The 22,300-nt window shown below is 46.2% G+C and carries 19 protein-coding genes and 2 pseudogenes; 11 read left to right on the forward strand and 10 right to left on the reverse strand.

Features of this window, described 5'->3' with window-relative positions; all coding sequences use genetic code 11:
- Positions 1-517: 517 nt before the first annotated feature.
- Positions 518-862 carry a hypothetical protein gene (locus tag ON05_RS14415; RefSeq protein ID WP_010481196.1) on the forward strand — a complete coding sequence of 115 codons (345 nt, stop codon included), beginning with the start codon at positions 518-520 and terminating at the stop codon, positions 860-862.
- 191 nt (positions 863-1,053) lie between these two features.
- Positions 1,054-3,471 carry a hypothetical protein gene (locus ON05_RS14420; protein ID WP_010481193.1) on the forward strand — a complete coding sequence of 806 codons (2,418 nt, stop codon included), beginning with the start codon at positions 1,054-1,056 and terminating at the stop codon, positions 3,469-3,471.
- A 103-nt stretch (positions 3,472-3,574) separates the two neighbouring features.
- Here the strand turns inward: ON05_RS14420 and ON05_RS14425 are convergent, their stop codons facing one another.
- The 4 genes from ON05_RS14425 to ON05_RS14440 form a co-directional block, all read right to left on the reverse strand.
- The gene (locus ON05_RS14425; protein ID WP_262561759.1) at positions 3,575-4,936 is read right to left on the reverse strand and encodes a heme peroxidase family protein; all 1,362 of its coding nucleotides are present in this window, start codon (positions 4,934-4,936) and stop codon (positions 3,575-3,577) included.
- A gap of 576 nt (positions 4,937-5,512) precedes the next feature.
- A complete protein-coding gene (locus tag ON05_RS14430; RefSeq protein WP_010481190.1) occupies positions 5,513-7,228 on the reverse strand; it encodes a lipoxygenase family protein in 1,716 nt (571 codons plus the stop codon).
- A 183-nt stretch (positions 7,229-7,411) separates the two neighbouring features.
- Complete coding sequence (locus ON05_RS14435) at positions 7,412-8,392, reverse strand: D-alanine--D-alanine ligase (RefSeq protein ID WP_262561760.1); 981 nt, start codon at positions 8,390-8,392, stop codon at positions 7,412-7,414.
- Positions 8,393-8,403: 11 nt separating this feature from the next.
- A complete protein-coding gene (locus tag ON05_RS14440; RefSeq protein WP_039782133.1) occupies positions 8,404-9,543 on the reverse strand; it encodes a KamA family radical SAM protein in 1,140 nt (379 codons plus the stop codon).
- A gap of 107 nt (positions 9,544-9,650) precedes the next feature.
- On the opposite strand from ON05_RS14440, the gene ON05_RS14445 reads away from it, so the two are divergent.
- Genes ON05_RS14445 through ON05_RS14455 form a run of 3 tightly spaced genes read left to right on the forward strand, consistent with a single transcriptional unit; the run spans position 9,651 to position 12,588 of the window.
- The gene (locus tag ON05_RS14445) at positions 9,651-10,436 is read left to right on the forward strand and encodes a VanW family protein (RefSeq protein ID WP_010481185.1); all 786 of its coding nucleotides are present in this window, start codon (positions 9,651-9,653) and stop codon (positions 10,434-10,436) included.
- Positions 10,433-11,500, forward strand: a complete 1,068-nt coding sequence (locus tag ON05_RS14450; protein WP_010481183.1) for an Ldh family oxidoreductase — start codon at positions 10,433-10,435, stop codon at positions 11,498-11,500. Before ON05_RS14445 ends, ON05_RS14450 begins: the two co-directional genes overlap by 4 nt.
- A complete protein-coding gene (locus ON05_RS14455) occupies positions 11,497-12,588 on the forward strand; it encodes a sugar MFS transporter (protein WP_010481180.1) in 1,092 nt (363 codons plus the stop codon). Before ON05_RS14450 ends, ON05_RS14455 begins: the two co-directional genes overlap by 4 nt.
- Positions 12,589-12,775: 187 nt before the next feature.
- Here the strand turns inward: ON05_RS14455 and ON05_RS14460 are convergent, their stop codons facing one another.
- Positions 12,776-12,988, reverse strand: coding sequence for a TIR domain-containing protein (locus ON05_RS14460; RefSeq protein ID WP_255345123.1), 213 nt, complete (start codon positions 12,986-12,988; stop codon positions 12,776-12,778).
- Between the two features lie 58 nt (positions 12,989-13,046).
- On the opposite strand from ON05_RS14460, the pseudogene ON05_RS14465 reads away from it, so the two are divergent.
- Positions 13,047-14,110, forward strand: a pseudogene (locus tag ON05_RS14465) (ISKra4 family transposase).
- Here ON05_RS14465 and ON05_RS14470 read toward each other — a convergent pair.
- Positions 14,090-14,773 carry a TIR domain-containing protein gene (locus tag ON05_RS14470; RefSeq protein ID WP_010482283.1) on the reverse strand — a complete coding sequence of 228 codons (684 nt, stop codon included), beginning with the start codon at positions 14,771-14,773 and terminating at the stop codon, positions 14,090-14,092. The pseudogene ON05_RS14465 and the gene ON05_RS14470 sit on opposite strands and share 21 nt — an antisense overlap.
- A gap of 198 nt (positions 14,774-14,971) precedes the next feature.
- On the opposite strand from ON05_RS14470, the gene ON05_RS14475 reads away from it, so the two are divergent.
- On the forward strand, positions 14,972-15,244 hold the full coding sequence (locus ON05_RS14475) for a type II toxin-antitoxin system Phd/YefM family antitoxin (RefSeq protein WP_010482281.1): 273 nt from the start codon (positions 14,972-14,974) through the stop codon (positions 15,242-15,244).
- Positions 15,225-15,497: a Txe/YoeB family addiction module toxin gene (locus ON05_RS14480; RefSeq protein ID WP_010482279.1), complete on the forward strand. Its 273-nt coding sequence runs from the start codon at positions 15,225-15,227 to the stop codon at positions 15,495-15,497. Before ON05_RS14475 ends, ON05_RS14480 begins: the two co-directional genes overlap by 20 nt.
- A 47-nt stretch (positions 15,498-15,544) precedes the next feature.
- Here ON05_RS14480 and ON05_RS14485 read toward each other — a convergent pair whose 3' ends face one another.
- Together ON05_RS14485 and ON05_RS14490 are read right to left on the reverse strand one after the other, a co-directional pair.
- Positions 15,545-16,324, reverse strand: coding sequence for an ATP-grasp domain-containing protein (locus tag ON05_RS14485; protein WP_010482276.1), 780 nt, complete (start codon positions 16,322-16,324; stop codon positions 15,545-15,547).
- A 101-nt stretch (positions 16,325-16,425) separates the two neighbouring features.
- Positions 16,426-17,220, reverse strand: coding sequence for a class I SAM-dependent methyltransferase (locus ON05_RS14490; protein ID WP_010482274.1), 795 nt, complete (start codon positions 17,218-17,220; stop codon positions 16,426-16,428).
- 465 nt (positions 17,221-17,685) lie between these two features.
- Between ON05_RS14490 and ON05_RS14495 the strand changes: the two genes are divergently transcribed.
- Entirely contained in the window at positions 17,686-18,042 is a 357-nt protein-coding gene (locus tag ON05_RS14495; protein WP_010482272.1) for a Tom37 metaxin N-terminal-like domain-containing protein, read from the forward strand.
- Here ON05_RS14495 and ON05_RS14500 read toward each other — a convergent pair.
- Positions 18,018-19,133: pseudogene (locus ON05_RS14500) on the reverse strand (IS630 family transposase). The gene ON05_RS14495 and the pseudogene ON05_RS14500 sit on opposite strands and share 25 nt — an antisense overlap.
- 131 nt (positions 19,134-19,264) lie before the next feature.
- Between ON05_RS14500 and ON05_RS14505 the strand changes: the two are divergent.
- Complete coding sequence (locus tag ON05_RS14505; RefSeq protein ID WP_010470610.1) at positions 19,265-19,585, forward strand: glutathione S-transferase C-terminal domain-containing protein; 321 nt, start codon at positions 19,265-19,267, stop codon at positions 19,583-19,585.
- A gap of 71 nt (positions 19,586-19,656) precedes the next feature.
- Positions 19,657-20,592 carry a HEAT repeat domain-containing protein gene (locus tag ON05_RS14510; RefSeq protein ID WP_010470608.1) on the forward strand — a complete coding sequence of 312 codons (936 nt, stop codon included), beginning with the start codon at positions 19,657-19,659 and terminating at the stop codon, positions 20,590-20,592.
- Between the two features lie 186 nt (positions 20,593-20,778).
- On the opposite strand, the gene ON05_RS14515 is transcribed toward ON05_RS14510, so the two are convergent.
- Positions 20,779-21,423, reverse strand: coding sequence for a hypothetical protein (locus ON05_RS14515; protein ID WP_139025628.1), 645 nt, complete (start codon positions 21,421-21,423; stop codon positions 20,779-20,781).
- Positions 21,424-22,300: the final 877 nt, after the last annotated feature.

Genomic DNA, 22,300 nt, shown 5'->3' on the forward strand with positions numbered 1-22,300 from the left:
TGGAATACAAAGATCTGTCAGGCAGTCAGGTGAGTCTGGTCACTATCACTAATAGTTCTAAATAATCTATTGAAAGCTATCAGGCTAGTCACTAAAAGTTATGGGATTTATTAGTGCTAGCTCTATTTTTGCATTTAGGCTAAACCAGTCAAAAAAGTAAAAATTCTTCGATTTTACCCATCAATTCATTGATATACAGGTCTTTTAGCCTTCAGTGTATCTCAAATAGAAAGAGAGATAGTTACGTTGAGTGAGCATCCTAAATATGCTTTATTGGCTCTCGACAAGAAAGACTTCAAGAGACATTCTTGGATTTCTAGACAGTGAGCGATCTTAAGATTCTATAAAAAAGGTAAGACTAAAAAATCTGAGTACAAAATAAACAAAATTAAAGAATGGCGTAAAAATGGCCATTTGAAATGATGTTAGATATTAGAGCCTTGCATGAATTAGACAGCTCAGTTTTAGAACAATCATCTTTTTTATTTCCCATTTGTGGAACCTGGAGATCTAGACAATGCCAACTGTAGATTCACTTCCCATCGAACAAAAAGTTGCTTTCCGCCGAAAGTCCGTTCAAGTTATGCGAGATCTGTTCGATCTCTCTGCATTGATGGTTTCAGTAGAAGACTATCAAAAAGCAAAAGATAATTTCTTTTCCCCTGCTCAAAAAATCTGGTTTATGTTCGGTGGTACTATCAAGCGCTTGGAGCCAGGCTTAGGCAACCAAATCGAATCCCACATCAATGCCATCAACCCTCTGTTGGATCAAGCTGCTCCCAATCGTGCTTTGACCGCTAGTCTAGATGAGCTGAATCGATTGATGGCATCAGCTGTAACGATTAGCGATGCCAAGCTTTAGTACTGCTGTCAAACTAGACTGAAATTCTTTTCAATCCTAGAGATTAGGAGCAATTTCAGCAGGTGAGGCAATCGATCAGATTTCAAAACTGAATTTCGTATCAACCTATCTCAAATTTATCTTTCTGGCGGTAGATAGGTTGTTTTGTGCTCTTTAATGATCAAACCATCAAACCCTTAAGGTAATTAACCATGGATAGTCGTGATCCGCGAACTGAACATGTTGATGATGAATTTAAAAAACTAATTTCAAATATTGCCCGAGCCTTTGGACGTACCGCACAAATTAAAGGACGGCGAGCGACCCACTCCTACGGCACCGTCGCCAAAGGGGTTTTGAAAGTTCTAGATACCCTGGATATCCCTCAACATCAAACATTTAGCGCAGGCAAACAATACCCAGTCTTACTACGCCACGCCAATATCAAAGGGTTCCGCGATGACGCCATCCTCGATGGGCGCGGTGCGACAGTCAGGATCCTAGCGGGCGATGCCCAAGCGCCGCTATCAGATTTAAACCTAGATGAAGGCATTGTCGATATCCTGATGAGCACTGGACGCTCCTTTATTTTGGCAGAGGCGCTTTCCTTTGCTCGCTGGGCAGCAGGGCCCATGAAATCGCGAGCCGCCATGCTGCAGGAATTTCCCAAGATTGCACCCATCTTCCATGAAATTATCCGCGACCCAGACTCCTACACTCAACTCCACTACTATTCTGAGACAACCTACAGTTTTACTAGCCTCGATCAGCAGTCATTTTTTCTCCGATATCGCTTGGTTAACCGCCAAAACCCATCTGCAGACACGGGATGGCTGAAGCCTGAAGAGGTGAAACTACCTTTAGATTACTTACCTCGCGTCGCCAGCGATACCCGGCCCGAGACTTATCTACAGGACGATTTTCGCCAACAGGTTCGCAGTACAGGGGTCAGCTATCTGCTACAGATTCAGCTGCAGCCCGTTTCTGATGATGCTGCAGTGAATGAAACAGCCAAAGACTGCACAATTCCCTGGGAAGAAGAAGACCATCCGTTCCATGATGTTGCGGTGTTGGACTTGGATAGCATTTTGCCCGATGAACTCGCGGAAGCCCTGGAATTTAATCCCTATAATGCACCACCAGAATTGAGCTTAATTTTGGCGAAGACAGCGCGTGAAACAGCTTCTGTCAACCATCTTCGCTCTGTTGTCTATCAGATCTCTGCCAATATGCGTAAATATCAAACTCCTAGCTCCAGCCTAGTGGATTGGGGCAGCGGTCACCAGCCGTCCCTCCATGAACAATACCCTTACGGCACGGGCAAAACTCCGAGCTTTGATAATACAAAGCCGTTGCCCGCGAGAGTAAAGCCAAAACCACGCTACTGGGCTAACTTTGGCCTCAAGCTGATTCCCAATCAACAGCTAGATCCGGCTTTACCTGAATTAGGCATTACAGGGGCCTTAGATCTGATGGGTACCAGTGTGGTTTCCTATATGCCGCCCAACCTAACCCGCAACCGATTGGATAAATTTAGCGATGATTTCTTTGTAGAGCGCCGTCTGAATGGATTTAATCCAGGCAAACTCAACCGAGTGACGGGACATGCCTGGCAATATCAGGTGTGCTACGACTGCAGCAGACACCAGGTGGAACCTGCGGGCCTTCTCCCGTCAAAGATTACAGCCCGGTTTCATTTCTGTGGACAATACCTGCATCCCCATTCCATTCAATTTACTCTGAACGGCCAAACAGAGACTCAGCAACCCGGTGATGAAAATTGGGAATGGAGTAAGCGCCTGTTCCGCTGCGCAGAATTCGTCTTCCAGGAGGCTCAATCTCATCTAGGACGAACCCACATGAACCTGGATCAATATGCCATGGCGTATTACCGGAATGTGGTGAATAATCCCATTCATTTACTGCTAGAACCCCATCTAGAAGGTCTCTTAAGTATCAATAAATTAGGAGCCAACCTCATTAGTGGACCGACAGGCTTTATTCCAGAAGCCTCCTCTCTAACGCCAGAGGGCGTGGATGATGTCCTTAGAGATGAAATCAGTCACCTCAGCTATCATTGGACGCCCCACCGTCAGGCCCTGCCCGATCGGGTACTGAATAACCATTATGATCCGGCTGCGATCGCAATGTGGAATCTCTTGACGCAGTATGTCAGGGAGTTCTTCGAAGACCATCAGGCAGGTATTGAGGAATACTGGTCTGAGATCCAAGCCATGTCCCACGATCTGGTCACTCACTCGATTCTCAAACCAGAATTAGGAACACTCGCCGTTCAAAACAATGCTGACTTACAACAGCTTTGTGTATACGTTATCTTTCTTAGCTCTTTTTTCCATTCATGGGTTAATAACAAGCAGTACGAAGACGGTGGCGATGTCAGCTATAGCACCATTGGCATTTGGGACACCCATCATCCAGAGTATAACCCTGAACATGTTGCTAAACGGGAAGAACAGCAGGTTAAACTTCTCTGGACACTATCCCATGTTCGCTACAACCCCATCATGGATGTGGGGCCAACAGCCCTTAAAAACTTACTTTGGCAACAGCGGCAGCACATTGAACCAGGCATTCCCCTAGCCAATCTTATGATGAGCACCAATATCTAATGTTAGCTGCATGGTGAAGGCTGCGATAGTTTAACAGTAGCGAGAAAATCAAATTCATAGCCAACCAGGATTAGTATTCAATCCTGGTTGGAGTTATCTAGTCTTAACCTAAATTACCCAACGGGTTTAGATCGTCCACTGCAGCCAGCAGTTCAGGCATAGAGAAGCGTAAATCTTGGTTCTCTTTGAGAACCGAGATAGGGCTATTGGCAATCAACCCAACAAATACTTCTGCAATAATCCGACTCCCTACTGGTCCTAGCTTATTGCCATTATTGCGGATTTTAGCTTCCCGCAAGATGTAGTACCACAGCGGAGTTTGCTGATCTAAACCGTGTTTCAACAGAATGTCACTATGAGGACCATTAGCAATTTCAGCAGCGGTAATTGGCGTAAATTTTAAACCCGCATTTTGCATCGCTTGAGCTACAGCTTGCCCTGACGGTAACTTCATCAAGCGTCCTCGCAATAAGTTACGAGTCGCCAAAGAAATCATAAAATCGGGTAAATTCATGCGCTGAAATTCAGGTAGTGTCTTCAGGGCAAAGGAGAGTCTCGCATCAATCTGTCGAGCAAAGTTGAGAGTCGGATCGCTATCGATATCTGGAATGCCTGAGAAATCATATAGACGAGTCCAATCCACAATCCAGTTAGTCGGTACAGTGGGTTTATCAAAGAAAGGAGTATCCTCTGGATTAGCAGATCGAACACCACTACCACCAGAAAACTCAAATAATAGGTCTAAGGTTGCCTGTCGCTCTTGATCCGAGTTGAAAACTCTATTCCATTCATACACCGTACGGATCATGCTGTGCCCCAAACGATAAGCAGCTACAGAAAATTCAATCGGCATACATTCTGCCAAATCATCCGTATAGAACTTACGGCCATACGTCAGAACATCTTTAAGAACATCTACCTCGATTAAACGAGGCAAGAAATCCTTGAGAACAATTGATTGATACAAAAAGACCACCTGCCGTCTAGCTTTCTCATACAATGCCTCCCCTTGTAAGGTAGAACCTTCTGCTACTAACCGATCTACCACCGCATTGTGAAATTTAATAAATGCGAGGTGGGTTTGAGCAACAGCTAGATTTTCATCATTGCGCGAATCACCAATAATGGCCGACATATCTTCTCTACGGGGCAGATCATTGGGCAGCGATTGATCAATGCCAGGAATCTCGCCACCTGGTTCACCATCAACGGTGGGACTGGTCATGCCCACTCGGAGATGTACACCATCTGATTCAAATAACTCAGCGCTTAGTTTGGGACCACTCCCATACAGGCAATCCAAATCTAAAGCCGGGGTACGCACATTCATAATGTCCGTCGGATCCACGCTGTCATCCATCAAATCAGAGGAATCATCCCGGGTAATATCGTGATCAATAAATTGGCCTAAGTAGGTATAGCCCGCCGGAATATTGGAATCACCTTCTGAAATAATATCTTGCATCTCTGATTCCATAGCTAAGCCAAGCTCGATCAAAGCCTCGGTACTAGGTTGTGCTCCCTCGCCGAAGAGACGACAAAATATTCGCCGCGGCTTGGTCGGCGGATCTCCTGGGCTAGGATCGATTGGATCAGGAACTGGAACAGGGAATTTATCCGCAAATTTTTTAAAGACATTTGTAATGTCCGGTAGAGGGATAAGAGATCCTGATACCCAACCAAAATTTTTAAGAAAGTAACTTTCTCGTCCATGTTTCATGGTTTTAAACCTATAAGAATATTCACTTGGCACATAAGCTAATTGCGCCATCAAGCGTTTAGAAGCACTCACGCCAGACAAAGCACATAGCTGTACCTATACATCATTTAGGTCAAGAATTTTTACGTCTTTCTTATTACAACTTATATAATCCAAGCAGTATTTTTAAATACAAAATCCTACTAATAAATCGACTTTGTTAAGTAAAATATATATATTTTTATTCATAGCTAAAACTACAGTTATCAGCTCTAACCCTCTATCTAATCTGCGGTCAAAAGGTTATAGATTTAGGCATTAGAGCTGAGACACATCTAAAATCTAAATATTGATCCGCGATCTTAAATCCCGCAAATCATACCCCAGTGCTTCAAAGTTTTGCCATTCTCTCTTTAGGATTGAAATAAATTCTCTTGGAATATCATTCTCTTCATTCTTGGTTAAATATCCATGTTTGACATCAACTAGAATATTGACGATAAACAACTGAAATGCGGCATCTTCAACAGAATAATCAATTGCTAGACGAGCATAATCAATTTCTCCACCATAGTTGGCTTGATTATCATTGCGCCAATCATGCCAAATCGTTGCATGATAGATCGCATAGGCACAGGCTTGTTTGAGATTCTGGATATCCTGTTCACCAGGATGAGTCATCGTTTCTGTGATTAGACTAATTGCCTTTTGATTCGCTGGTCTTTCGACACTGACTTCATTATTATCAACATACTGTTCTCCATCTGCGATGGATGGAGGAACCAATGGAACGCTATGGTTTTCTAAATCTTTGGAGAAGTAATAAATTTCTTTCCAGTCTAATTTGATTTTGTCTTCATAAAGCGAAAAGAATTTATCAACGTATTCATTCAGAATATTCCAATATAAATTCTGAATTTTCGAATAGGAATGCTGGCCAGTAGAATTCACCTCACTTCTGGGCGACCAGTTCTTCCAATTACATTGACCCAGATCATCTCTCATCACATCGATTAAAGAAGCTGAGTTGAGGGGGGAAAGCGCAAGGACTCCTTGATCTCCAAAAATAATATCTTTCCCAAATGTATTAATTGCAGAAACACTCTTTAAATGGGGATGAAGAAGTTTAAGGATGGGACTTTTTTGAATATTTCGATAGAGGGCAATAGCATACTGCCCCACATTCAAATGCCCTCTGCCTAAATGTCCCTTGACCTGTCCATCAATAAACTCAGCAATACGGAAATACAGCTTCGCTTGCTCCCACTTTGCCCCATCTCCAGGCTCAGCCGAACCATCATCGACAAATTCAGGAGGGAAAGACGCAATTTTCCTTAGTTTCCATTCAATTTTTTGGGGAATCAGCTGATCGTTCCCATCTTTCACCATTGTTAAATGAACACTAGGTGCTTGATGAATTTCATCCCATCTATATTGATCTAAGTTGTAGCGAACATGAAATTGTCCATTGCTATCTCGGGTCATTAGCGCTGGCGCAAAACCATTTAAAGTGGCATCAATAAAGAACTTATCGTCTCTAGATTTACCATTCTCGATGGTGAGGTTTTCTGGGAAAACAGTTTGCGCTGCTTCAATCGAATCCTGTTGTCCAGCATTCCGTCTTTTTATGCCCCATGGGACTGATTTAAGCAGTATTTTACGAGTCTGTGGTGCGACAAAATTCTGGGGAGAGGCAAAGATTCCTGCTCCTTCCGAACGTATCAGTGGGACTGCATAATCGGGATCATATTCCCAATCAGCAATCAAAATAGTACCGAAATCATAGTTTCCTTTTACATTCCTAGGACCATCTTCCTCGTAGATCACATGAGGCTGACTTTGATAGTCCAATCGGATGACCTTAACGGTTAGATCGGGGGTGTCACCAGCATCATCCGTATCATATTCAATGTTGAACTCGCCCTTGTCGTTCGTTCTATCTGAACCGACTAGGTCGTCTAGCCCAAAATCTCGGTCCCAAATTTCAATTAATGTATCTCTAAAGGGCGATTGATCAAATTGTCGAGAAATTTTGCCGGAAACCGTTTGCTTAACCATGACATTAGGCAGTAGTTCTACATATTACTCATCATTTATATCCATGGTTTTTATGCATCATTATCAAGAGTTAATACGTTAGAGTTGCTCGAATATTTCACAGGAGAACGTTATTTTTTAGGCATAAGCCTGACAGCATACTTGGCACAATCGGGTGGGCAAATTAGGCATCTTTACATCAACTTATGGAGTTGTGAGGCTTAGGCTCCAGCGGTGACACGTCGTCATCAAAACTCGCTTAATCAAATGTGGATAGGTTAGGTTTTGGGCTTGGGCGATTTGGGCGAGCGATCGCAAAGGATGTAACGTCGCATCGGCATTCACATCCACCAGATAGGCTTGCCTCTGTTGGTCTAATCGAAAATCAAAAGTTGCATAATCCAAAGGTTGCAGCAGATTCATCAATTTCCAAGCCGCACTCCGCAGGGGCTGTAAGTCTGAATCGGCCAAGCTAACATTGACTTTCTGAAACCCACCCTGACGCTTTGCTTGCAAATCCAAAACCTGCTCCTGCAGTGCCTGACCTGAAGGGGTCAAAGTTTCCACGGCACCTAGTAAACTCGGTTCGAGATTGCCAACCACCCCGACCGTGATTTCTCGCCCCACAATCAACGGTTCACAAATTACTGCAGTTTGGAACTGGGATTGAAGCTGCTGCACCTGTTTCTGCAATACCGCCAGCCCATCCTGGGTCTCGAACCTTTGAAGTCCTAAAGAATAACCTTCACAGGTGGGTTTCAGTAGCGATACGGGCCAAGGAGGTAATTCTGTAATCGACTCCCCCAAACCAAAGCGACGCCAAGGTGGCGTGGCAATGTTGCACCAGTCCAGAACTGGCTTAAGCCAGTCTTTGTTTAAGGTCAAACTTTTGGTGGCTGCATCACCCCCGGTATAGGGAATGCCTAGGTGTTCTAACAGTGCGGGGGCTAGGGCTGTGCGATTGCGGGACAGAGCCCCAACGGATAGATTCCACACTAGATCAGGCAGATCTTGCTGCTGCCAACGGTGCAGTAAATTATCCAGAGACCCAATAGCATCGACGGTATGACCTAAATCCGTGAGGGCTTGGGTCACCGCAGCTACTTCTTCCGGTTCGCGCCAATGGTAGTGAGTGTTAACTTGGGCCTCTGGTGCAGCCATCAGCTCCACTTGGGAGTCAAACAAGAGGCCAATCTTCATGATGGCAGGGCATCTGGTAGCCACATCGTTTGTGAATCAATCGGCAAAAACAGAATGTCAGGATAATCATTGCCCCGCCGCCGCTGGTGCCAGCGCCCGATCAGCTGTGGCTCAGGGCCAGGGGTGAGCCCAACAAGTTCTAGCTTGCCGTCTTCATGGGTGAGGATATAACGAAATCGCTTAACGGAGCCATTGCAGCGTTGGCGCAGTCCTTCGACTAGCTTAAGTCCCTCCAGAATTGGCAGTTGAAAATGGAGGGCATGTTTAACCGGGCGAGGATGGAATAGATATTGAGGCAGGACGCTGAGGCGATGCAGTCGTTTAAATAAGGTTTCCATCACATCAACGGAACTGTTGACCCCCTGCATCAAAGGGATTTGAGCCGTGAGCAGACAGCCTGCTTCTTGCAAGACGGCGAGGGCCTGCTCTGCCGCTGGGGTAATTTCACGGGGATGATCGAAGTGGCACTGAAAAATGATTTGAAATCGCTCTTGATACTGAGCTAATACCTGAAGCAACTCTGGATCGGAAGTAAAGCGGCTGGGGAGGAAGGCGGGCAGTTTGGTGCTAATGCGAATTTGCCAGAGATGGGGAATCTCGGCCAGGGCTGCGAGTAAATTAGCCAGACGGCGGGTACTGGACACCATGGGGTCCCCCCCGGACATCAGCACATTGTCGATTTCAGGATGGGTTTGGATATATGCGATCGCAACCTGCAAATCCTCAATGGTTTCCTTAGTCATCACATCCTTGCTCATTAGGCGGCGACGAAAGCAATAGCGGCAATGTCCCGCACAGGCTTGGGTGACGATCAAGACGGCAGTCTGTTCGTACTTATGCTGTAATCCAGGCACCACCGTTGATAAGGCTTCACCACTGGTATCGAGAGAGCCGTGGTCATCCTGTTCATACACCGACGGTAAGAGCAGCTGCCGCAGCGGATCGGTGGGGTCTTGCCAGTCGATCAGTTGGGCATAGCCCTCCGGCACCATAAAGGGGAAATGGGTTTGGGCAGCGGTGATGCGATCGCAATCCTCCTCCCCCAGAGGTAAAGTCGTTGCCGCCGTTTGCGAAAAATGCAGACTCGCTTTGAGTTCATCCCGCCAGGCCAGGCGCTTAGGCGTCGATAATGTCATCCCCTCACATTCCCCAGATAAATCTTTGAGAATCAGCCACACCTCAGATCCTCGGTTTACAATAATGCCCTAACAACGGATGCCCTAACAACAATGGAGCTGAACGATTGACGGCCTCCTTTTGGCGAACCCCACTACGACTGCTGAAGTGCCGACTGCGTCAATCCCTCAAAGAGATGCGGCGGGGCTATGGCCAGCCGTATGCGCAGCAGCAAACGCCGATAAACTCCTCCAGATTTAACCATCTCTGGAGCCAATGTCAAACCCCCATCAAGCAACGGTCTACCGCTAATAACCTCCACCAGAATCGGCTGATCAATATGAGCTTAGCCGCTCAATTCGTAGATGGCCTGATTCTTCAACCCCAGCAAATCTTCGGCTTTTGGCGATGCATCCCTCAACCGACCATTCAAAATGGCTTTCAAGCTGGCCCCATGCTGATCCGAGGACAACTAACAACGGATGCTGGCGGGGGGCTGTGCCAAATTTCTACCACCTTGTTTGGCGCTTTTCTGGCGGGCAATTTGGAGATTTTAGAACGGTCCAATCACAGTGTTGATACCTATGGCGACGATCGCTTTTTTACCCTGGGCCAAGATGCAGCCGTTGTGTATGGCTATAAGGATCTGGTCGTTCGCAATCTCCATCCCGTTCCCCTCCAGCTGCGCCTGCAAGTGGATCAAGCTCAATTGACCGCCACTGCCAGTCTTTGGGGACCAACCCCCATTTCTGACGCTATCTCGCTAAACTCTGAGGTGATCCAATCTTTACCGGCTCCCCCAGATGGCATTCCAGGCTGGCGGGTGCGCACCCAACGATGGGTCCAACCTCCTGAATCACCCAAAATCCTCACCTACCAAACCGAAGATACCTACCAGCCCTCCCCCCTATGAACCCACCGATTCAGGTTTCTGCCGCTCAGCTTCGCGCCTTTCTTACCGCTGTTTTAGCAAACTATCCCCTGCAGCCTGACGCTGCCACTGCCATCACCGATCATTTAGTCCAAGCCAATTTATGGGGCATGGATTCCCACGGGTTGCAGCAAATTATGGGGTATGACAAAAGTCTGCGGAGCGGTCGGATTAATCCTCAGCCCAAGTTACACATCCAAACAGATCGCCCCACCATGAGCCGGATTGAAGCCGATCGTGCGCCTGGACAGTATGCCGGTCAGATCGCCATGCAACAGGCGATTACAAAGGCTCAGGAGATGGGCATGGCCGTGGTGGGCGTCACTAACAGTAATCACTTTGGCATGGCGGGCTACTATACGCGGATGGCCGCTGCTGCCGGGATGATCGGTTTCGCTACCAGCGACACCAATGTCGTAGACTTAGCTCCCTATGGCGGCAAAGAAGCCCGACTCGGCAATGATCCTTTTTCCTGGGGCATCCCTAACGGGGACATGCCCATCGTCTTGGATATGGCGGCAGGAACCGTGAGTGGCGGCAAAATTAAACATTTCGGTTATCAAGGACGGCCCATTCCACCCGAGTGGGGCTTAACGGCGGCAGGAGACACCACCTCTGAAGCGCAAGCAGTGGCGGTCAATCAAGCCGCTTCGCCCAAAGGAGCGGGGATGGCCCTAGTTGCGGATCTGCTCTGTGGTCCGCTTTTGGGAACGGCGGCAGCTCTATTTAAAACCAAATCCAGGCACGATCACATGAACGGTACGGGGCATTTTTTCTGGGTGATGGATCTGGCGGTCTGGTCTGATCCAGAGGAATTTGCGGAGCGGGTGGGGGATGCGATCGCAACTCTAAAACAAACCCCACGCCTTGACCCCCAACAGCCCATCTATTTCCCCGGCGAGTTGGAAGTTTTAACAGAGCAAACTCGCACCCAACAGGGAATTCCTGTACCCTATGCTCTAATCCAGGATTTGGCCCGTCACTTCGGCCCTGACTTGGTCACTCAACACCTAACGCCTGATCTGTCTCTCTCCCTGAACGCTTGAATCAATCCACCCCAACGAACCAGAGCCGTTTAACGGCGGCAGGCTTTCTCGGTCTCTACCTCCACGGCATTGTAGTCGCCATGCCCGGTGCGTTCCTTCAGCAGTGGACCGACACCTTTGGCGCAGGCGTCAATATTGGTCTGTTTTATACTCTCTTTTTGATCAGCAGCCTAGGGGGATTAATCTGGGTCTCTCGCCAAAAATATCGCCATCCCGTCTTTGCCTTCGCCTTTGCTGCCATTGGCATTGCCTTTATCGCCGCCGCTTGTGCCCCTCAGTTTGCATGGATTGGGGGTGCTGCCCTTCTACTGGGTTGGGGAGATGGCATTCTCAACTTCCACTGCAATAACTTGGTGGGAGAGCTACATCCTCGTCGCAAAATCACCATCTTAAATTGGGCCAATGCCACCTTTGGGGTCGGGGCTCTGAGTGCTCCTCTGATCAATGCCGCATTACCGTGGCGCTGGGCCTTTGGCTTCGTGGCAATGGGAGCCATGTTAGCCATTGGCCTGGCATGGCAAGCCCCCCCAGTTCAAAATTTTCAGCCTCGCCATGATCGCGTTCAGTGGAATATTGCTTGGCCATTTCTGCTGGTAATTTTGCTTTATGTGGGTTTGGAAAGCTCGATTGGGACTTGGAGTGGGTCTTACCTCAGCAGTCTGGGCTGGAGTAAGGGATGGCAAAATGCTTTGCTCTCGGCTTACTGGGGTGGTTTGACCCTAGGTCGCCTAACATTGGGCGTTTGGGTCGGCCCTCGCCCAGTACAACGGTTGCAGATGTTATTTCTGGTGGGTGTGGGTGCCATTGCACTGACGTTTTTTCCCAGCTTTGGCTTTCTGTTTCCAGTGGCTGCCATTCTCTATGGCCCTACGTTTGCAACCATCTTTGCCCTTTTGCAAGGGCGTTGCGGTCATGTGGCTTTGGGCTATATGTTCTACGCTGCCTATCTGGGCAAAACCCTATTCCCTACGGTCTTAGATCAAATCCCTGATCCGATTAACCTCCGCTTTGGGTTTCTCAGTCTTGCCCTACTTCTTGTGCTGAGCAGTCAGTTTTTACCAAGCACATCAGCAAAAGATCATGGTTAAGCCTTAAGAAGCTGTCGTCATTCCAAACAGCTATACAGAGTCTTTAGGCTTCGATGATGGTCATGATAGCTCCATTGCGATCTCTATCATGACTACAAAAAAATCTTGTACATGCCAGAAATAATGTCGCCTAACACTGCACTTTGCAGCTGGGTTGAGAATCACTAAGAAAACACAGTTTTAAGGCCTACATGGCCTTATTCAAATCTACGTTTAAACCTGCGACTTTTAGTTCTTTAGCCAAAGTAAATCGCCAAGCACCTGCTGAATCAATATCAATATACAGAACACCGAGAAAGTCAGAAGGTATTTCTACATTTCCTTTTCTTAAGACACAGACTCGCTTTCGTCCTATCTTCGCAGCCATATAACCAAGTTCAACTAGAAGGGAGCATGTCACCTTTGCAGATTGTTTTGAAATCGTTCAGGATACAAGTGTTGCCCAGAAGTCTTCATCAATGAACTCCGAAAAAGCAGCTCAACTCAAAGTCCATCTTGATGCGATAGCCCAATTACTGTACGAAGAAAGCGATCCAGAGAACCTGAAGACGCTAGAAGGTATTGAGATGACGGTGCGTCAGCAAATTCAGACCCATGTCAGTCCCGAACTCGGTCATTTTTTATCCGCACAGCTACTGGCACAGCAGCAGGCCGCAACCGACGCCTGAAAAGCACCTTGGGCGTTCTAAGCATTACAACTCAACAGGCACAGCATCTAGCCGTTTCCCCCTATCGTCAAATCAGTCCTCATTTAGAGAATTGTTGCTTGCGCATCAGTGCCAATGTCTCCTATGCTCAAACTGCTAAAGATGTGGCTTATTTAACTGGGATTCAGGTACCAGCCAAAACCCAGCAGCGATTGGTGCATCAACAACGGTTTCCTACCCCCAGGCTCATGAAGCTTTAACCGAAGTGAGTGTAGATGGTGGCAAAGTGCGCATCCGCACCCCTTTAGGACACCCTTGTCAGTGGAAAGACTATAAAACCCTGGCAACGCATGTGGGACTCATCGCGGATTATCACAATAATGCCCGGCTCATTGACTGGACTCACCAGCAACCGTTAGCCTCTCCACTGACTTGTTTAGGGGATGGTCATGATGGCATTTGGAATATCATTCGTCAGCTGAGCATACCTGAGCAACGGCGAGAGATTCTGGACTGGTACCATCTGGTGGAAAATCTTCATAAGGTCGGTGGGTCCCTCAAACGTCTGCACCAGGCTGAGCAGCTCTTATGGCAGGGGAAGGTTGATGAAACCTTGGCTCTATTTGAGTCATTGAAGAAAAGCAGGCCCAAGTCTTTGCAACTATGTTCGCAAACATCGGCATCGGATCGTCAATTATGACTATTACCAGAGTGAGCAAATCTGCTCTATTGGGTCTGGGGCTGTTGAATCTGCTATCAAGCAGATTAGTCGCAGAGTCAAAATTTCAGGGGCGCAGTGGAATGAAAGTAATGTCCCGCAAGTGCTGGCACATCGGTGTGCTTACCTCAATGGCTTAATTGGAATGCAAAGGTGACATGCTCCCAACTAGAACGTTTTGTCGAGCACGAGGCATGAGGTCTTCTGGTGATGCAGAGCTTGCTCCAACATCATCTGGAGTAAATAGAACGACAGCATATGCAGCATCTGTATGTTTTTCAAGCTTTTCGATTATAGTTTGACCTTCATTGGCTTGCTCATGGAGGATGACAGCATTCAAGCCTAATTTTTCAATGAATCTTGCAGACGACTCTTTGGCTTGTTCATCATGACCATGAATAATAAATACATTATTACTATTTGCAGAAATTACGTTTCCTTTAGTGTTTATTACCTCTTGTTCTTTAAACAACAGGTCATGTGTATAGTCTTTCCCTTCTGATAAAGGTAATAATCTACGATCTGTTCCCAAATCAGATATACCCAAGTGCTTCATGCTGTTGTTGTATTGGTCAGCGTAATAAGATTTTGGCTGCGGAGTATTTGTAATTTTTATTTTTTGGAAATTCTCAATATTTTTGACAATCATTCCATCAACAGTAAAAACTCTGCCAGAATGCCAAGGTGTTATGATCTGTTGGTTAAGTTCATCAAATGTCAGGTCATTAAATACAGCAGATCTATCTCTTTTCTTGATATCTCCTACCAACTCAACATAGCAGTGCCAATATTTATCAGGAAAAATATTTCCTTTTTCCATTTCTCAATTTACCTTTTTGCTGAGTTGCCCTAACTATGCTTCATGATAGGCATATTATTTATCAAGCTATTTTTTGCTTTTGGAGAGAAAACCTAGCTCTCCAAATTTCTCGGCCCTCGCTTAGCAGCCCTCATCAGACGTTTTCATAGACTTATCTTAAAATGTACTGTAATACCGTACATTTTAGCTTGAGTTCCAATGGAAAGTATCAGTGTCAACCAATTCAGAGCAGCGCTAAAAGAATGCGTGGAGAAAGTGATTAGCCAACACAATCCGCTAAAAGTGACTCGGCGCAATGGAGCAGACTTTGTAGTGGTCAGCGCTGAAGACTGGGAGCGAGAGCAAGAAACACTACATATCCTGCAAAGTAGTGACTTGATGCAACAGATTTCTGCCTCCTTTGCCACTCATCTAAACCAGCAAGGTTACAAACCATCCACCGAGGAAATGGATGAGATCTTTAGTCTTTGAAGGTAATACCTGGAGCGCCTATGAAAAGTTGCGAGAGAAAGATAAAAAACTGCATAAAAATCTCTGTAAAATCCTCAAAGAGATGCTGCGAGGCGATCCTAGCTCAGGACTCGGCAAGCCAGAACCTCTGAAACATAATCTCTCCGGTCTGTGGTCCCGCAGACTATCGCAAAAAGATAGGCTAGTCTATCGATTTGATGATAACTACATCTACATCTTTGCCATCGGTGGTCATTATGACCAAATCACCTAGAACTAGCACATTCCGCAATCGGACTGCCATGTACGATAAAAAACGCACTACCAATGGCTTTCTTGATACTGTGAGACTCGATCAACAATCCGTTTCACATCAGACAAGTAAAAGCGACTCCAGTTAAAACAGTTGCATTCAATAATCCGCCACTGTCGATCAACCCGCCCAACATCAAGAACAAAGACATCAGCCGGAGTCCAGCTAGCAATACACTGAGCTGCAAAATCTAGAAGCTCTTGCGGTAGAAAAGCTTCTGCAGTAGGGCGATACATTGACCCTGTAATTACCTCACCATTGACGATAAAAAGTCGCCATTCTGCATCCACTTCATACCGTTGTCCGACCACAACCTTATCTGATTGGCGATGAGGAACATCTAGCAATTTTCGATACATTCGCCGAATGTCTTCATAGCGAGCAACACAGCCCGTAAAAGCCTTGAGATCATCAGGGGGTTTGATAAAGAAAGCAGCAGATGCATCAGCCGCCATTTTCAATAAGGACGACCAGTCCATCACCTGGGCATCGTAATTGAGATAGGCATGACCAAAGCCTTGGGTATAGGCATCATGCGTAAAATTCTGAGAATCGTAGAAGACGCCTTTTTGAACCTGCGCATCTTCCCTGGCACGGAGAATCAGCGTTGTGACACCGTGAAAGACAAGGGGTGGATCAACCTCAGACATCTTTGGTAAATGCTTCTGTCCTGGTTGGACCGTGACTGGGTAAAAAGGCTGCTCCAATTGTTCGCAAGCCGCTTGCAAGAGCAATGCAGAATTAGATTTAGGAATATTGGATTGTACAACCCAAGTTGTTTTCTCCATAACTCCAGTGCTAATAGGCAAGATAAGGCATGAAATGATCTAGGAGCACCCTGTGTAAATCCACAAACTGTCCTTAGCTTAGCCATATTGCCACAGTTAAACTACTGTTTCTGAGCAACAACGCTTACCGTCGCATAGTAAATGGCCCAGGTATTTGGATCTTCTGCGAATCGGCCATAATGATCGATATCCGCCTGGGTAACTACACCCGTTGCCAGATATTTCTCTGCCAATTGCACCGTAGACATTTTCATCATGGTCGCCATGCCCGACCCACCCTGAGAGAGATGAGTATCCACCTCTACAACAAATGACTGTAAATCATAGGCTTGTATTAGAGCAGGCAACTTCGCACCGAGGCTATAATCCATTCCCCGCGCTGTAAACATCTGCTCAATCGCCCGGTTCACATTATTCACAGCCTGACAAGTAGCATCCTCACCTGCAATCGCCCGAGCAGCCGCAAAATCAGGTTCTTCTAGGACGATCCATCCCCCCGGTTTCACCAACTCCAATACCTTCGAGAGGACTGCATGAGCATCAGGATTATGGATCAAAACATAGCGGGCATGGACTAAATCAAAGGATTGTTTATCTAAAGGGAGCTGCTGGATATTGCCTTCCAAAACCTCCACATTACTGGCCGCCAGATTAGCTACAAATCGCGTGTCAAGATCAACCGCAACCACCTGACCGTTCTCTCCCACTGCGCTTGCCATCCATTGTGTAATGGACCCCGCGCCTGCCCCCACTTCCAAACATCTCCAGTTCGTCGTCATGCCCGTTGACTCCAGTCGTTGACGACTCGTTGGATCAAAGATTTTTTCAATGGCCTGGAGCCGCTCTAGTTCTTGAGCATATTGAGTCTCAGTAAAAATGTATTTAGCAGTCGACATTTCTTCCTCCCCTCAGCCATCGAGTCCTGGACAAATCCATATATCCAATGGGGGCAATCCCATAAGCCGTTATCCCTTACCCCCATCAGTACATAGCTAAAGATCTAGCTCAGCACAATACCTCAATATATCTATTGCTACATCTCAACGGCTTACCCCCAAATAGCCTAACCGACCTCTAGCCTGAGCAGCAGAGGCTAACCACAAGCTCAAGCATTCACAACAGCGCAGGCTATTGCAAAAAGCCAACCCCTTGACCAATTAATAGTAATTATGTACTATAAACCTCAGATCTATTTGTAGCTCATTACCTTCACTCAGATCTGATATCACTCAACAAAGCACCCACTTTTCACTCCTATTAGGTGGGTTTAGAATCATCCCATCATCACTCCGTTTGCAAAATCCACCTCCTGTTTTCCTGCCCAATCCGTTGATTAGGTCATCGATATTTAAGGAACTTCTATGCTGACGCTTTACCAGTTTGAGCCTGCCTGGGGTCTGCCCAATGCCAGCCCATTTTGCATGAAGCTAGAAACCTATTTTCGGATGACGGGCCTGGAATATCAGGTCGATACCAGCGCTGATGTGCGTAAAGCGCCTAAAGGCAAGCTCCCTTATATCGAAGATAAGGGCCAGATTATTGCTGACTCTAATTTGATCATCGAATACCTAAAAACTACCTATGGTGATCCGCTGGATAGTCATTTAAGTCCTGCTGATACTGCCATTGCCCTCGCCATGCGAAGGCTAATTGAAGAAAATCTTTATTGGGCACTAGTGCTTCACCACAGTGATTATGACAGGGTAGTTTGGGGATAGAGTCGGCTGAGTTTAGTTCGTGCATCATCCACTGTAAATAACCAATTAACCGTCGTTTTATCTCGGTTACGCCTTTGTTCCCATGCAGTGACCTCATGCCGGAGTTTTTCAATATCAGGAATTCGTCGATTTAAGCACTGCCTAGAAAGAGCCGAAAACTCAAACTCAACCATATTGAGCCAACTGCCATGTTTTGGAGTGTAGTGAAACTGGATGCGACTGAGAATCCTCAAAGCTTCATCAGGTTTGAAGGTTTTGTAGAGTGCAGCGGGAGTATGGGTGTTGAGATTGTCTAAGACAACGTGCACTTGTTGAGCATCAGGAAACAGACCATCTACTAGATACTGCATGCACACCCCAAAGTCCTCACTTTTTCGATGCTCAGTCACCTTCAAATGTCGCCAACTTTTAAGCGGTTGAAAAAGCCAAATATATTACAAGTGCCCTTGCGCTCATATTCATGGTCGTAGCGTTGGGGACGACCGGGCTTTGGTGGACGGGGCACCCGGGTTTCGCCAATCAGTTGGCAAGGCCGTTCATCAAAACAAACAACAGGCTCCTCAGGATGGTAGGGTTGGGCATACAAATCTAGAACGTTCTCCATCCGCCAAACAAAGTCTGCGCCTACAGTAGAAAAACACCACTGCTCTTTTAGCCACGGCTTAAGCTGTTTTTTCGAGCGTGCGTCGCACCGTTTCATCCGATAGGCTTTCGACGACGTTGAGTTCAACTAGCCGTTCTGCCAATAGCTGCATGGTCCACCGGCAACAACCGGTAGGTGGGTCGCTACAAGCTGTCGCAATGAGCAAGGCCTCTGCTTTGCTATCGAGCTTCTTTTGCCCCCCTGGCCTGGGACGCTCATTGAGGGCGAACTCCACACCACCTTCCACAAATTTCTGGCGAGTACGATGCACGGTAGAGATGCCTGCATTGAGCATTTGAGTAATGGTGTCGTCTTTGTGTCCCTTATCTGCCAACATCAAAATCTGGGCTCGTTTCATTTTTCGCGCTGACAAGGTTCCACGTCGGGTGAGTTGCATCAGCTCACTGCGTTCTTCAGGCGTTAGCGTCACAATATATTTATCAGGCATGATTGGTTGGCTAAAAACAGCTAGATTGTTTCTAGCTTACCTATCTAATTCAGTGTGGTCGAGCACTAGTTTATACCCGCTGGATTGATGAAGAGAATTGGCAGAAGACTAAAGCCGTCTATTTCTCCGATTTGCCCTTTCCCCTCCGCCTTTTAGTGCCCAAGATTGCCCGCAATACTGTGACCCAGAATTTACAAGGGCATGGCATGAGGCGGCATGCCGAAGCAGAAATTTACCAGATCGCGGCTTTGGACATTCAAGCCCTTTCAGACTTCTTGCAAGACAAACCTTATTTTATGGGTGAGCAACCCACGACGTTAGATGCCTCCGCCTATAGCTGTCTCGCTAATATTTTGAATGAAACTCTAATATCCCCTTTAAGGGATAAAGCGGCTCAATTGGAGAACTTGGTAATGTATTGCGATCGCATGCATCAAACCTATTACGCTTAAAATTTCCAGAACACACCTCTTCACTCAAAAACTAAACCCAAACATGTAGCAATATTCAGGCATTAAAGACTATGGCCCGGTCCCGTCAATTAGAAGAGAACCAACTTCTCCTAGCTGAATTGCGAGAGTCTCCCCTAACCCCCGAAACTGTTGAACAATGGCGTCAGATCCTACACGATACCCATGCCTCAACCATTACCCAAGCCGCTAAAATTTTGGGCCAACGGGGACTCACTGACCTCAACTCAGACCTAGCAGAGACCTTCACCCGGTTAATGCAAAAACCCGTTAAACGCGACCCCAACTGTCTAGCCAAAGCTGCTATTGCCGACACCCTCTACCGCCTAGAATCCCATAATCACACCCTATTCCTCCAAGGGATTCGGCATGTTCAGATGGAGCCCGTTTGGGGTGGATCTGTGGATACTGCCGCTACCTTACGGGGCAACTGCGCCCTAGGGTTAGTGCGCATGCATTATCCCAATGTAATGACCGAACTAGCCGATTTACTCGCCGATCCAGAAGGGCCAGCCCGGATGGTCGCGGCCAGAGCCATTGCCTATACCGAAGATCCTCAAGGGATTCCTCTACTGCGGCTACGAGCCAAGATAGGCGATGAACCACAAGTTTTATCAGAATATTTAGCAGCTCTATTAAAGTTAGCGCCTCAGCAATCAATGCCTTTCGTATCCGAATTCTTAAGGGATACGAATCAGCAGATTCAAGAATTAGTAGCCCTGGTTTTAGGCGAGTCCAGACAGCCAGCAGCACTAGACCCTCTACAACATTGGTGGCAAGGAATCCAAGATCCTGAACTGCGCATCACCGGACTTCTGGCAATTGCCATGCTTAGAACCGACGAAGCGTTTCAGTTTTTGCTAGGGCTGGTGGCAGATGGCAGTGACAAAACAGCCCAAGAAGCAATCCAAGCCCTAGAAATTTATCGACAAGATTATGACCTCTGGCAACGGGTCTGTGAGGTACGAGACAATCGCCATCAGAGTTAAGAAAGACACAGCTGTGCTTGCACAACATTCCGGCAATATTTCAAACACCAAAATCATCAAGCCTGATATCGCAGCAAACCACGCCATTCTCAGCCGTGAAACCGATCTTCATCTAACGCTTTTACGGCAATGGGCTTGCATGAAATACACAAGCCCATTGCCTCAATCACAACTCTAAGCAGTTACCTAGCTAGCACAGAGGGGAAGCTTGAACTTCTCAACACCCTTCAGATCAAAGTGAATTGAGTAGCAATAGAGAATCTTAAAGCAATAATCTCCTTCCTTAGCGCCACAGCTAACTAAAACAAGTTCCCGTGATAGGCAAGATTGCTTGTCCGGTTTATGAGGATCGCAAGGGGGCAAATCACCAAAACAAACAAACTTAGCGGGCTTAATGTAAACAGAAGGTGTGCCATCAGGTAACTCCGGTACTGGTGTTCCATCTGCTTTAGTCACAACAGAAATAACGACCGTTAAATCTTTGAAGGTCACATTTGAATACGGATTACAAGCAGTAATACATAGACACTCCGTATCTGTGGTTTCAATCATGTCCTTGGGTCCATCACCCCAGTGAATTTGGAAACAGGGTTCCAACTCTGGGATGTCTGCAGGTTTGCAAACTTTCGCTTTGGGATCTTTAGCGTGTGGATGGGGATGGCCCGCGTCAATAATGCACTCTTTTGCTTCACACTCTTTATCGAGTAGCCGATCAGCAAAGTCCTCAGCAAGTTTGCAGATTTTGGGATCTTTACTTTGCGGAAAGTCTGCAACAAAGTCTGAAAGGCTAGTTATTTTGGTAGTTGTGGGGTTGGTGGCTGGATTAACCATCTTTTGTGTCTCCTGATTAGTGAATTCATGAGTCACTGGCTTGTCAATAAACCAGGACTTAAGTTGTTGACATAATTGGCTAAGAAAATTGTTCATTTCTGCAGTAGCCTCTGTTCCGAATGACTATAAAAATCTGCTTCGGTAGAGAAAATGCCTGAAGATTTTTCTGAACTACTCAATGGTCATAGCAGTCCAAATCTCAAGCAATATTGACTAACTGAGAACACACTAGTAAGTGTGCTAATCCATTCTTTACTATGTCTATAGCAGCGAGTGGATTGCACCTTGATATCGAGACAAAAACCGATCAATCATCAGTACTAAGTTTCTCTCGAATCATCCATTTCTTCGGCTGAGACTCTTGATAAAAGAGAGTCTCTACATTTTTAAAAAATCAACACAAACCCATACTGATCAGTAGTTTTAGAGATAGTTCTTAAACAGCTTGACCTCTATCAACCAGTGCAAGAGAGTCGCTAAATCAACCTAGCCTTGTTGAAAAAGGCTAACGTCATGCAATACTTTGGTTATTTTTTGAGAATCTAGTATTTCAACTGGAGTCATCTTTTCTCAATTAACCAAACTGGTTAGAAAGCTGCATTAGCGCTAAATTTTTTAGAACTATGTTTATTTATCATTTTTTATATTTAACTTTACGCAAACGCAACATATCCTTAACATTTTTTCGAAGTATTTTTTATGCAGATGCAATGATAATGAGCCAAAAAATTAATAGATATTTTTATGCTTAAATCAAAATTTTCCATCAAAAATTCAGTCAATCTTTTCTGGCTTTGACTTTGCATAGAACACTTAACATGCATGCTGTAAGTAGCTTTTCTAAAGCTACTGAATATAAATTTTGAGCATTCCTGAA

Origin of the sequence: Acaryochloris sp. CCMEE 5410 (assembly GCF_000238775.2) — a bacterium.
In the GTDB taxonomy this organism is placed as follows: Bacteria; Cyanobacteriota; Cyanobacteriia; order Thermosynechococcales; family Thermosynechococcaceae; genus Acaryochloris.